Source organism: Rhodococcus sp. IEGM 1381 (assembly GCF_030056795.1).
In the GTDB taxonomy this organism is placed as follows: domain Bacteria; phylum Actinomycetota; class Actinomycetes; order Mycobacteriales; family Mycobacteriaceae; genus Rhodococcoides.
The window spans coordinates 1,034,555-1,047,265 of record NZ_JASHKQ010000001.1; the positions used below are offsets into that span (position 1 = coordinate 1,034,555).

Sequence of the window (12,711 nt, forward strand, 5' to 3'; positions counted from 1 at the left end):
TATGAACAAAAAGTGACGAACGCCACCGAGCCCCTGCGTTTATGCCGGCTCCGGATCGCCCTTCGCGTCCCGGATGTTCTCGGTGCGACGCAGCTCGGTGGTCTCCTGCTGTTCGAGTGCAATGTCGAATTCGAGATCGGCGTGCTGATGCTTGCGAAAGAGCATCAGAAAAACGACCCACCCGACGATGGCGACGAGGATGAAGCTGACCCCGCGGTAGACCAGTGCCGAGGCGACGGCCTGCGACGCGGTGATCGATGCGGCGCTGGTCAAGAACGCGATGAGGGTGGCGTCGACGACAACCAGGCCGCCCGGCGCAAGTGGAACGGATCCGACGGCTTTGCCCGCCGCGAAGGCGATGAGCAAACCGGACAGTCGTGGATCTGCGCCGACGGCGAAGCACGCGAACGCCAGGCACGCCACGTCGCCGAGTCGATGTACGGCCGACCACGACAGCGTCAGCGCTCCGTCGCGTTTGCCGAGCTGGACGGACTGAATCTGACCGATGATCTTGTCGATCCCCTCGGCCCCGGCGTCGAGTTCGTGGTTGCGGAACGCGTTGTAGCGACGCAGTCCCCAGCGCGCGATGGTTTTGATCGACTGGGGATGATTCGAGATGTAGCGGACGGCGACGACGATCGCGATGACTCCGGCGATCGGCAGCACCACGGTGAACGTGTTGAACGAACTACCGACGACCAACCCTCCGGCCACCCCGAGGACGGCCAGTCCCGCTGCGGCGATTACGCCGGAGATGGCCAACTGCCACGACGCCACCACCGGGCTCGCGCCCCAGCGACGGGTCTCGCGGTAGGTGAACGCCGTCGAGAAGACCTGCCCGGCGGGGAGCGTGAGCGCCATCGCGGTACTGCCGTAGATGACGGCCACGGACTTGCGCTGACGTACTTTCACGCCGCCTGCGTCGAGCAATTGTTTCTGCACCCGGCCGAACGCGCTCAGTGACACCGCTTGAGCGAGGACGCAGGCCGCCAGCCAACCCCAGTGGATTTCGCGGACGGCGGTCCAGGATTCGTGCAGCCGCGGCCACAGGTAGATCGCCTCGCCCACCAGCAGTGCCACCAGGGCGATTCCGGCGATCCACTTGACCCACCGGAGCCGGTTTCGCGGACGCCGCACTGCGGGTCCGCGGGTGGAGCTGGGGTCGGGCACCTTGTCAGACTAACTGTCGCCGGGTGTGACGTCGGGATACTCGATCGGCCAGGCCAGGTGTGTGGCCCGTCGTCGACCACGCAGTTGAACCTGGTCTCCCAACTCCCACTGTTCCTGTTCCTCGTCGTCGGCGAAGTACAGGGCCGAGGTCGACGCCAGGACGCGTCCGGGACGCAGTTTCGCCAACTCGGTGAGTCGCGACGCCTCGTTGACCGGGTCTCCGATGACCGTGTACTCGAAGCGTTCCGACGCACCGATGTTGCCGGCGACGGCCAGCCCCGCGGAGACACCGATGCCGATGTCGAGGCCGGTGATCTCGTTCAGTGCGAATCGCAGTTCACGGGCGGCCGCGAGCGCGGCGGTGGGGGCGTCCGGGCGATCGAGTGGGGCTCCGAATATCGCCAGGGCCGCGTCGCCCATGAATTTGTTGACGAAGCCGTGATGACGTCCGACGACATCGACGACGACGCGGAAGAACTCGTTGAGCAGCACCACGACCTCGCTCGGTGGGCGCTCGGAGGCCGTGGCGGTGGAGCCGACCATGTCCACGAACAGCACCGCCACGAATCGTGTTTCGCCGCCGAGTTCGGTTCCGAATTGCAACGCCCGACGCGCCACGTCCTCGCCGACGTGCTGGCCGAACAGCTCTCGCAGGACGCGTCGTTCCGCCGATTCCTCCATCATGCGGTTGAAGCCGACCTGCAAGCGCCCGATCTCGCTGCCGTCGAACACGTCGACCTCGACGTCGGTCTCGCCGCGCTGAACGCGTTCGATGGCGCTGTGCAGTTGGCTGATCGGGTCCGAGATCTGGCTCGCAGTGAGCATCGACAGTACGAATGCCTGCACGATGGCCAACACACTGAGCAGGATGATGGCGACGGCGAGCGCGTTGGGGGAGAACACCAGATCTGTGGTCAGCTGGGTGGCGCACAGCAGGATGATGCCGATGACGGGCATCAACGTTCCCAGTCCCCACGTCATGGCCATGCGGGTACCGACGCCGGGCGTCATCGTGCGGTCGAAGCGGCCCTCGCTCAGAGCCAGTGCCGCGACCGGCCGCAGGATGCGCTCGCCGAGCATGTACGTGAATCCGAAGGTGACCGTCGCGGCCATTCCGACGGTGACGATGACCGCGATCGACAGCGATGGCATCTCTGCGATGGTCAGCAGCACGAAGATGATCCCGCCGATGATCCACAGAATCAGGTGCACGATCGCCTGACGCAACGGCGCGTGCAGCGTCGTCATCTGTTCCTTGCGGGTGGGCGGGCCACCGCGGAGCTGCCACCTGATGACCGAGCGCAGCAGTGTGTACGCGTAGATCAGGCTCACCACCAGGGCGACACCCAGATACGCACCGAAGATATACACGTTGCGGACGCGGTCGGCGACGATCGATTCCGATTCGGGGATGGGCAGGCCGTAGCGCACGAACGCGAACACGAGCACGGCCCCGAAGACATTGGCGATGAGCATCGAGAGCATATAGAGCGGCCAGCGACTCTTCAGGGTGAGCGAGACCGCTCGGAAAGATGCCAGCACAGGTTAAATTTAGCGGGTGAGCACCGACGAGTTGCGGGCGCAAGGTACGGGGGCGTCCCCGGACCCCACTTCGGCGGCAGATTCGGTGCACCCGCTGGTGCGGGTCGGGGCTGAATGGACGTGGCGACTGCTTGTCCTGTTCGCCGGATTCATCACTTTTGCCTACGTTGTGGCGAAGCTGAGCACCGTCGTGATTCCGTTGGGCCTCGCGCTGCTGGCATCGGCGATGCTCGTGCCGGTCGTGGACTGGATGCATCGGCGCGGAGTGCCGCGGGCCGTCGCGGTGATCATCGTGATCATCGCCAGCATCGGCGTCGTCGCCGGGATCATGACCTTCATCGTCGAGCAGTTCATCGAAGGTCTACCGCAGGTGGGCGATCAATTCACCCAGTCCATCAACGGCGTCGAGGAATGGCTCAGCAACGGACCGCTGCACATCAGCGAGGACCAGATCAGGCAGGCCACCGACAACCTGGTCAAGGTCATTCAGGACAACCAGGAAGCCGTCACCAGTGGAGCACTGACTACTGCCGCGGTGATCGGTGAGATTCTCACCGGCGCACTGCTCACACTGTTCACCCTCATCTTCTTCCTGTACGGCGGCGATCAGATCTGGCAGTTCGTCACCAGGCTCGCGCCGACCGGAGTCCGCAGGAAGGTCCGCACCGCGGGCATTCAGGGTTTCGGGTCTCTGGTGGGATACGTCCGCGCGACGGTTGCCGTGGCGGCCGCCGATGCCATCGGCATCGGTGCCGGTCTCGCCATTCTCGGCGTACCGCTGGCTCTCCCGCTGGCCTCGTTGGTGTTCATCGGCGCGTTCATCCCGATCATCGGTGCCGTGTTGACCGGATTCGTCGCCGTGTTCATCGCCCTGGTGACGAAGGGCCTGATCACCGCCGTCATCACCCTCGGCATCGTGATCGCCGTCATGCAGCTCGAAGGGCATGTGCTGCAACCACTTCTGCTCGGACGCGCGGTACGGCTGCACCCACTGGCGGTGGTGCTGTCCATCACCGTCGGAATTCTGCTCGCCGGCATCGTCGGGGGCCTGCTCGCAGTACCGATCGTCGCAGTTCTCAACACCGCCGTGCGGTCGCTGCTGGCCGACGATCCGCAAGAGGTCTACGAGGAACTCGAGCCGACCGACCCGCTGTACGCCGCCGACGCGAGTGATCCGCACACACCTCCCGGTGCCGACGAGCCCGATCGACTTGCCAAGGGAGAACTGAAGATCCCGGACCCGAAGAACGATGCGGACGGCTGATCGGGTGCGGACGACGCTCACCTCGTCCGATCCCGACACCCCGCTGTGGCGGGCCTCGCAGGCCTTTCGCCTGATCACCCTCGTCTACGCCGTCAGCTATCAGGCTGCCACCGTCGACAACTACACCAACCCACGGTTGAGCTGGGTGTTCGTTGCCCTGATGGCCGTGTGGTCCGGGGCATCGGCGCTGATGCTCGCGCGCGCATCGCTGCCGCGCTGGCAGGTGGTGCTAGTGGATCAGATCATCGTCATCGCACTGATGGCGTCGACGCGGTTGGTGGCTGATTACGACTGGTACAGCACTCGCCAAACCCTGCCGACCACGCTGTGGGCCACCAATGCCGTCATCTCCGCGGCAATCTTGTTGGGCCCCAAGGGCGGGATTGCATCCGGTGTCGTGATGTCGGTGGTCAGCGCACTCGTTCGCGATCGCTTCGACTCCGACCTCTGGTCCGACGCCACCGCCCCGGTATTGCTCTCGGCCGGGTTGGCATTGGGAATGGCGTCGAACACTGCCCGGCGCGCCCACGAAGAGTTGCGTCGCGCAGCCCGATCTGCCGCGATCACCGAAGAACGTGAACGACTCGCCCGGCAGGTGCACGACGGGGTGTTGCAGGTACTGGCCCTAGTACGCCGGCGAGGGCTCGAAATAGGGGGGCCTGCAGCCGAACTCGCGAATCTGGCCGGTGAGCAGGAAGTTGCTCTGCGGGTGCTGATCTCGGAACAGGCCGCTCCGCGTGGCGATCACACCGGCTCGATCGTCGACGTGCGAGCGCTGCTGCGCACGAAGGCGAGTACCACTGTCTCCGTATCGACTCCGGCGGATCCGGTTCTCGTCGAATCCGAGGTGGCCGAGGAACTCGACGCTGTCGTGGCGACAGCGCTGTCCAACGTCGAACTCCACGCCGGTGCCGATGCCAAGGCCTACGTGCTGCTCGAAGATGTCGACGGTGAGTTGATCGTCAGTATCCGCGACGACGGCCACGGAATCCCGGCTGGACGGCTCGCCGCCGCCGAAGCCGAGGGCCGGATGGGCGTCTCGAAATCGATTCTGGGCCGCGTCGAATCCCTCGGTGGCACAGCACTGCTCGATACCGCCGACGGCGAGGGGACCGAATGGGAGATTCGTCTTCCTCGAACGAAGGAACCGGGATGACAGAGGAAACGAATGCCGAGATTGCGGTGATGGTCGTCGACGATCACCCGATGTGGCGCGACGGCGTCGCCCGTGATCTCGAGGCCGCCGGATTCAGGGTCGTCGCCACAGCGGACGGCGTCGCCGCTGCCGGGCGCCGCGCCCGAGCCACCACTCCTGACGTCGTGCTGATGGACATGCACCTGCCCGACGGCAACGGAGCCGACGCCACCGTCGCTGTCCTGGAGGCGTCGCCCGAGACCAAGATTCTGGTGCTCTCCGCCTCTGCCGAACGCAGCGACGTGCTCGACGCGATCAAGGCGGGTGCGACGGGTTACCTGGTCAAGAGTGCATCGGCGGAGGAACTGTTCGACGCCGTCCGCGCGACATCGGCCGGGCAAGCGGTGTTCACTCCCGGCCTCGCGGGTCTGGTCCTCGGGGAGTTTCGGCGGATGTCGTCGTCGCCCGAACCGGAATCCGACGCTCGCCCGACGCTGACCGACCGGGAAACCGAGGTCCTGCGACTGGTGGCAAAGGGTCTGAGCGCCAAGCAGATTGCGACGCGATTGACGCTCAGTCACCGCACTGTCGAGAACCATGTGCAGGCGACGTTGCGGAAATTGCAGCTGGCCAATCGCGTCGAACTGACCCGCTACGCCATCGAGAAGGGCCTCTAGGGGTTTGTGTCGGCAGCAGCGGGGCACTCTGCATCCCATGACCGACAGCGAAGATGCAGTGGACACCACCGTCGACCCGGCGAAGCACTCGAAAGGTGTCGATGCCGATCTCGATCAGACCGATGCCGAACGCGACGAAGCGATCGACGAGTTCGACGGCCATCTCGACGGATCGGGGGAGAAGCCTTCCCTACCGACGCCCGAGCCGACCCACGTCGCCGACAAATCCGGCGAGAAGACCGTCACGCGCTCCGAGTAGCGCTACTGCGCACACAGTTTGCCGAGCGCGAACTTGGCGACCGGGATGTATGGCAGAACCAAGGCCATCGGTCCGTCGATCGTCAGCCAGGCCCTGGTCCCGTTGGGCTGTGAGACGACTCCGTGCGTCAGGTCGACCCCGATGGCATGGTTCTGGAACCACGCCGACCATGCCCAGGTCCACGAGCGCTCGTCGACCGAATGCACCCGAAAGTCGATCGGCAATCCCAGCGGGCCCAGCACTCGGCCGGTGGTGTCCGGGGTGAGTCGCTCCCCGCGGTATTCGACGCCGATGATCTGGGGAGCCCAGGTCCTCCATGCCGTCGGCTCCATGTAGCGCTCCCAGACATCGGGCGCGGCGGCGTTTCCGGTGAATTGCAGTGTCACTCGCATCTGTTCCATCTACCCGCTGGTAGCGATCCCCACACAGAAATTTCTCGAGGGTTGGGCCACTGTCCATCGCCGCGGTGCCCGGTGGACGCGCGGATGAGGAGACTGAGCGGGTGCGCATCGTCCAAGTGGCAAACTTCTACGGCCCGCGGTCCGGTGGTTTGCGGACGGCCGTCGACCAGCTCGGATCGGGTTACGTCGCTGCTGGTCACGACGTGACGCTGATCGTGCCAGGCGCACTGTGGAGCGAAGAACTGCTGCCCTCGGGAGTGGTGCGCATCGAGGTGCCCGCACCGCAGATCCCAGGCACCGGCGGCTACCGCGTGGCGGACCCGCGCCGGGTGTCCGCAGTGGCGTCCGGGCTGCGGCCGGACGTCATCGAAGTGTCGGACCGGCTGACGCTGCGCGGCATGGGTAGGTGGGCCGCACGGCGGGATGTGCGGAGCGTGATGATTTCCCACGAACGCCTCGACCGTCTGCTCGCGCAGACGATGCCGATGCGCTGCGCCCGGCCCTGTGCCGATCTGGCGAATCTTCGCACCGCCGAGCAGTACGACGCCGTTGTGTGTACCACCGAGTTCGCGCAACGGGAGTTCGAGCGCATCGGCGTCGGCAACGTTCATCGGGTGCCGCTCGGGGTGGATCTCGACCTGTTTCACCCGCGCCGTCGGCGGGTGGTCGACCGATCGGCATGGTTGGGCGACGCCGATCGCCTGCTGGTTCACTGTGGCCGGCTGTCGGTGGAGAAGCACGTCGAGAGAAGTATCGATTCCCTTGCTGCGCTGATTGATTCGGGCACACGTGCTCGATTGGTCATTGCCGGCGATGGCCCCCGTCGCGCTGGCCTCGAACGACGCGCCCGCGGCCTACCCGTCGACTTCCTCGGTTTCGTAGCAGGCAGATCGACCGTCGCCGCGCTGCTGGCCTCGGCCGACATCGCTCTCGCACCCGGCCCACACGAAACCTTCGGACTTGCCGCGCTGGAATCACTGGCAGCAGGTACACCCGTCGTCGTCTCCGAGTCCTCGGCATTGGCCCAGATCGTCACCCCGCACTGCGGGGGATCCTCGAAGAACACTGCAGATGGATTCGCCGCGGAGATCGAGCGAGTACTCGAACTGCCGGTCGACGGACGGCGCACCGCGTCGAGACTGCGCGCCGAAGAGTTCGGTTGGCCCGCGTCGGTGTCCGGAATGCTGTCGGTTCTCGGCGGTCGCGCAGCCTGAGATCTTCGCTACCCTGAGTGCATGGAGGCAAGGGATCTGCGAGTGTCCGATGCCGAGCGTGAACACGTCGGGCAATTGCTGCAGCGCGCCGTGGGCCAGGGCATGCTCTCGCTCGGTGAGTTCACCGAGCGAATGGACACTGCTCTGGCGTCGAAGACCCGCGGTGAGCTGAACTCGGTACTGGCCGACCTGCCCGGGATGCAGATCGCCGAGGAGCACCGCCCGGCACTGAAAACCTTCGCCACGCCGACCCCACAACAGCCCCCACGCCGTGTTGTTCAGGAGCATTGGGGGCACACCAGCGGCGCGTCGGACACACTGCGCGGCACCATGTCCACGATCACCCGCAAGGGACCGTGGGACGTGCCGCCGAGCCTGCGCGTCTCCACCCGCATGTCCACGGTGACGCTCGACTTCACCCAGGCAGTCATGTCGACGCAGGTGGTCGAGATACACGTCGACGACTACTGCAGCACCGTGACACTGATCGTGCCCACCGAAGCGACCGTCGACCTCAACGGTGTCGACACGGTGGCGGGCAGCGCCACCAACAAGGTCCGCACCGGCCCGCCCTACGGGCCGCTGCATCTTGTCGTGTCGGGCAAGGTCCGCCTGGGCTCGGTGACCGCAAAACATCCCTTCGGCAGTTCCATCCGCAGGATGTTCGGCTAGCCGGCCGTTCTACTCGAGACAACCGAGTAGCACTACTCACGCTTTTCGGCGGCAATGCTCGCAGTATCTAACCCATGACTTCTTCCCAGAACTCCGGGCTGGATCCGCAACTCGTCGCGCGACTGTCCAGTCGTTTCGATTCCCTGGGCGACCACATGCGTCAGGTGGCCGTCGATCTGCAGACCCTGCAGTCGCAACTCGGTGCCGCTCCCCAGGCTCCTGCTCCTGCTCGTGCTACCCAGGCCCATGCCCCGGCGCCGCCCGCTCCCGTTGCAGTGTCCTATGCGCCGACGCCTTTCGTGCCGCAGCAGCTGCCGCCGCAGAACTACGGTCAGCCGATGTACCGGACCATGGGACAGCCCGCGGGTCAGCCGGTGGCCCAGTCGGCGGCCCAGCCGGTGGGTCGCACGCAGCCGGTTGCCCCTGGCCCGGTCGCAGCGCCGCGTGGGCCAGTAGTTGCGCCGCGTCCGCCCGCTCCGCCGAGGGAGCCCTGGTGGCAGCGCGACGGGGTCATCAGTCGTCTGTTGGCCGTCGCCGGGGCCGGCGTCACCCTCGTCGGTGTCGTGATGCTGTTGGTGCTCGCGGCACAGGCGGGGTGGTTCGGCCCGCCGCTGCGGGTCGCAGCTGGAGCCGTCTTCTCCCTCGCGCTGATCGGTGCGGGCGTTCGGGTGTTCGGGCGCTCGGGTGGACGGGTCGGCGGAATTGCTCTCGCTGCCACCGGCATCGCGGGCCTGTACCTCGACGTGCTTGCGACGTCCGTTCTGTACGGCTGGCTCGATCCCGTGATCGGGCTGATCGTCGCATTCGGAATCGCAGCTGCCGGAACAGCTCTGGCGGCGGCGTGGAAGTCGCAGCCGATGGCAGTGTTGATTCTGGCCGGCGTCGCGGTGTGCGGCCCGGTACTGACCGAGGGCCTCACCCTGGCGTTGATCGCATTCTTCATCGCCACCTATGTCGCCGGCTTCCCCGCCCAGATCGGTCGGAATTGGCAGATCCTGCAGGTTGTTCGGACCGTTCCCCTCGTCGGCGCGGTGTTGGCTGCGGTCGCCACTGCCGACATGAACGGCTCGACCGATAACTACTGGCTGCTCCTCGCCATCGTGCTCACGGCAGTGCTCGGTATCGGAATGTCGTTGGAGTTGCTGCGCCGCAACGTCTCCGATGTGGTTGCGACCGTGATGATCGCCCTGCCGGCGCTCCCTGTCCTGCTCTCCGTCGACATCTTCGACCGCGGTGTTACCGTCACCCTTCAACTGGTCCTTGCTGCTGCAGCAGTGGCGATCGTGGCTGTGGTGAGCTGGTTGCCGCAACATGCTCGCATCACGGTCGCGGTGATCGGTGCCCTGGCCACGTTGCAGGCTGCAGTCGAGTCGACGACCCTCGAGATCCGTCCGGTCGTGCTGTTCGCTGTCGCTCTCGCTCTGCTCGCCGTGGCGCACAGCACTCGCTCGACACTTGCGTACCTGATCGGCAGCGGGTTCGGCGTGATCGGGGCACTGATGTTCGTCTCGGTCTGCCCGCCCCGGGCGCTGTTGGACTCCGATTTCGCCGTCGGCAGTGCCGGCATCGTGATCGGTGGAATCCTGCTGGCAGCAACGGCCTTCGCCTTCGCCTATGTACTGGCCGAATTGGACCTGGTCGACGACGGAATGCAGACCCTCGCCATCGTCTGCGGTGTCCTCGCGCTCTACGGACTGACGGCGGCGACAGTCACGCTCGGCATCGGAATCGGCGGCGAGACAACAGGATTCACGGCAGGTCACACTGCTGCGACCATCGAGTGGATGATCGCAGCCTTCGCGCTCCTGGCCTTCGGGCTGCGTAGCGTCACGCACGCCCATGTGGCACTCGTGGCCGGACTGGCCCTCACGGCGGCGGCCATCGCGAAGCTGTTCCTGTTCGACCTGGTCGCGCTGGACGGACTGTTCCGCGTCATCGCCTTCATCGCGGTGGGTATGTTGCTGCTGATCGCGGGCACCCGATACGCCAAGGTGTTCGCTGATCGGGAGAGTGCAGCAGTTTCTTCCTGATCCCCTGCTGCGTCAATGGACCCTTGCACACGTCTCGGCGGTGCAGTGGTCCATTCACGCGTTGCGGGGCAGACGCGTCAGTCGTCTTTCGGGACTGTCTCGCCCAGTCCGAGCTTGCGTTGCATTCGTTTCATTCCAGCCGGTGCCCACCAGCTGGCGTCGCCGAGCAGTTTCATCGTCGCAGGCACCAGGAACATGCGGATGACTGTCGCGTCGATGATCAGAGCGGCGATCATGCCGTAGGCGATGTACTTCATCATCACCAGATCCGAGAACGCGAACGCTCCGGTGACGACGATGAGGATCAAGGCCGCAGCGGTGATGATGCGTCCGGTGTGAGAGGAGCCGATATGGATGGCTTCGCTTGTACTGGAGCCCTTTTCGCGAGCCTCTACCATCCGGGACAGGAGGAATACCTCGTAGTCGGTGGAGAGTCCGAAGACGATTGCCGCGATCAGCAACAGGATCATCGCCATGATCGGTCCGGGTGTGAAATTCATCCACCCAGCTCCATGGCCGTCGATGAAGATCCACGTCAGAATGCCCATCGTCGACCCGAGCCCGAGCGTCGTCATCAGTACCGCCTTGATGGGCAGCACCAGCGATCCGAACGTCAGGAACATCAGTACCGTGACGACGATGACGACCAGTGCCGCCATCAGAGGTAGGCGGTCGACCATCGCATCGATCGAATCCCGTTCGATCGCAGGCGTTCCCGTCACCTGCAACGTCGTGCCGTCCGGAGTGTCGATGCTGCGGAGGAATTCGATGGCGGGCGCGCTGTCGTTACGGTCGATCAACCCGGCCTTGAAAACGATGATGCCGTCTTTGCTGGCACCGACCGGGGTGAATTGCTCGATCAGGCCGGGTGCGTTGTTCGCCTGGGTGGTGATGGCTCCGAGTGTGGGACCCTGCGCGTTCTGGATCACCAGCTTGATGGGCTCGGTGCGCTGGCCGGGGAACAACTCGTCGAACTGTTCCTGCGCCACCCGCGTCGGATTGTCCGGTGGCAGATACGTTTCGTTGATTCCGCCGAACGCGAGATTACCGATGGGCAATGTCAGGGCCAGCAGTCCGAGAACGATGGTGACGACCACTTTTTTGGGATTGCGCATCACCCAGTGCGTGAGCTTGCCCCACCTGCCGTTCTCGATCTCCTCCGAGGACTTCGTCTTGCGCATGAACGCGAGGCCGAGGGCATCGACGCGTGGGCCGAGAATCGACAGAATGGCCGGCAGGATGGTGATCGCGTTCAGTGCCGCGAGAGCGACCGTCGCAATCGAACCCAGGGCGACCGATCGCAGGAACCCGTGCGGAAACAGCAACAGGCCACCGAGGCACGCGACGATGATCGTCGCCGAGAACGCCACCGTGCGACCGGCCGTCATGACTGTTCGACGGACCGCATCGGGCGTCGATCGGCCGTCGCCCAGCTCCTCTCGGAAACGGGAGACGATGAACAGGCCGTAGTCGATCGCCAAGCCCAGCCCCACCAGCGACACCACCGGCGCGACGAAGGTGTTGACCTCGGTGACGTGGGTGAAGAGCTTCACGATGCCGTTGGCTCCGATGACCGTCAGCGCGCCGACGATGAGGGGGAGCGCGGCAGCAACGACACCGCCGAAGACGAAGAACAGCAGCACCGCGACGGCGGGGATCGCGAGGACCTCCATGCGATGGATGTCGTCGGTCATCGTCGACTGCAGGGAGGCAGCCACCGCCTGTTGTCCGGCGACCTGCACATCGACACCGTCGATGTAGAAGGCGTTCTGGACGGCCTGGAAGTTCTCGGTCAGTTCGGTGTCGTTGCTTCCGACGATCGCGATACTGGCGATGGCGTGCTGCTTGTCGGCGGTGCCGAGCGCCGCGAGCACGGGTGCTTCCGCGGTTCTGAAATAGCTGCCGTTGATCTTCGCGATGCGGTCGGGGTGGTCGGCGACCAGCGAATCGAGGTTCTCGGTGATGGCTGCATCGAACGACGGATCATCGATGTCAGAGCCCTCGGGAGCGGTGTAGAGCACGATGACATCGCCCTGGGTGTCACGCCCGAACGTCTCGTCAGCGAGATTGCTGGCCGCGGCCGACTGCGACGTCGGATCGTCGAATCCGCTCTGGCTCAAGTGGTCCGGTAGATCCCAGCCGTACGCCGCCAAGATCGCCAGCCCGGCCACCATCACCCCGAGAACGCTGTACCGAAGACGGTGGACGAAGTTTCCCCATCGAACGAACACGTGTGTGTAACTCCCCCTCGGTGCACGCGGCGTCACCGCCTCGCGAATGAAACTCCGACCCCCACTACGAGGCAGGAGTGTAGCCTGCGCAACGACCTATGCAGGTGAGTCGCTCA

At 65.1% G+C, this 12,711-nt stretch carries 11 protein-coding genes; 7 read left to right on the plus strand and 4 right to left on the minus strand.

The window, feature by feature from the left end; translation table 11 throughout:
* Window positions 1-39 precede the first annotated feature (39 nt).
* Both QM797_RS04970 and QM797_RS04975 read right to left on the minus strand, forming a co-directional pair.
* The gene (locus tag QM797_RS04970) at window positions 40-1,170 is read right to left on the minus strand and encodes a lysylphosphatidylglycerol synthase transmembrane domain-containing protein (RefSeq protein WP_283274045.1); all 1,131 of its coding nucleotides are present in this window, start codon (window positions 1,168-1,170) and stop codon (window positions 40-42) included.
* A 9-nt stretch (window positions 1,171-1,179) separates the two neighbouring features.
* A complete protein-coding gene (locus QM797_RS04975) occupies window positions 1,180-2,655 on the minus strand; it encodes an adenylate/guanylate cyclase domain-containing protein (RefSeq protein WP_283275284.1) in 1,476 nt (491 codons plus the stop codon).
* A gap of 73 nt (window positions 2,656-2,728) precedes the next feature.
* On the opposite strand from QM797_RS04975, the gene QM797_RS04980 reads away from it, so the two are divergent.
* Genes QM797_RS04980 through QM797_RS04995 form a run of 4 tightly spaced genes read left to right on the plus strand, consistent with a single transcriptional unit; the run spans window position 2,729 to window position 6,047 of the window.
* A complete protein-coding gene (locus tag QM797_RS04980) occupies window positions 2,729-3,976 on the plus strand; it encodes an AI-2E family transporter (RefSeq protein WP_502942265.1) in 1,248 nt (415 codons plus the stop codon).
* A complete protein-coding gene (macS, locus tag QM797_RS04985) occupies window positions 3,963-5,132 on the plus strand; it encodes a MacS family sensor histidine kinase (RefSeq protein ID WP_283274046.1) in 1,170 nt (389 codons plus the stop codon). The genes QM797_RS04980 and macS overlap by 14 nt, the downstream gene beginning before the upstream one ends.
* A gap of 29 nt (window positions 5,133-5,161) precedes the next feature.
* Window positions 5,162-5,788 (plus strand): response regulator, encoded by a 627-nt coding sequence (locus QM797_RS04990; protein ID WP_283275286.1) that lies wholly within the window; start codon window positions 5,162-5,164, stop codon window positions 5,786-5,788.
* Between the two features lie 37 nt (window positions 5,789-5,825).
* A complete protein-coding gene (locus QM797_RS04995) occupies window positions 5,826-6,047 on the plus strand; it encodes an autophagy-related protein 2 (RefSeq protein WP_283274047.1) in 222 nt (73 codons plus the stop codon).
* Window positions 6,048-6,049: 2 nt separating this feature from the next.
* On the opposite strand, the gene QM797_RS05000 is transcribed toward QM797_RS04995, so the two are convergent.
* Window positions 6,050-6,448, minus strand: a complete 399-nt coding sequence (locus QM797_RS05000; protein WP_283274048.1) for a MarR family transcriptional regulator — start codon at window positions 6,446-6,448, stop codon at window positions 6,050-6,052.
* 101 nt (window positions 6,449-6,549) lie between these two features.
* On the opposite strand from QM797_RS05000, the gene QM797_RS05005 reads away from it, so the two are divergent.
* The 3 genes from QM797_RS05005 to QM797_RS05015 all read left to right on the plus strand — a co-directional run bounded on the left by QM797_RS05005 (window position 6,550) and on the right by QM797_RS05015 (window position 10,364).
* Window positions 6,550-7,662, plus strand: coding sequence for a glycosyltransferase (locus tag QM797_RS05005; RefSeq protein WP_283274049.1), 1,113 nt, complete (start codon window positions 6,550-6,552; stop codon window positions 7,660-7,662).
* 21 nt (window positions 7,663-7,683) lie between these two features.
* A complete protein-coding gene (locus tag QM797_RS05010) occupies window positions 7,684-8,334 on the plus strand; it encodes a DUF1707 SHOCT-like domain-containing protein (protein WP_283274050.1) in 651 nt (216 codons plus the stop codon).
* Window positions 8,335-8,408: 74 nt separating this feature from the next.
* Window positions 8,409-10,364: a DUF2339 domain-containing protein gene (locus QM797_RS05015; protein WP_283274051.1), complete on the plus strand. Its 1,956-nt coding sequence runs from the start codon at window positions 8,409-8,411 to the stop codon at window positions 10,362-10,364.
* A 77-nt stretch (window positions 10,365-10,441) separates the two neighbouring features.
* Here the strand turns inward: QM797_RS05015 and QM797_RS05020 are convergent, their stop codons facing one another.
* Window positions 10,442-12,595, minus strand: a complete 2,154-nt coding sequence (locus QM797_RS05020; protein ID WP_502942266.1) for an MMPL family transporter — start codon at window positions 12,593-12,595, stop codon at window positions 10,442-10,444.
* Window positions 12,596-12,711: the final 116 nt, after the last annotated feature.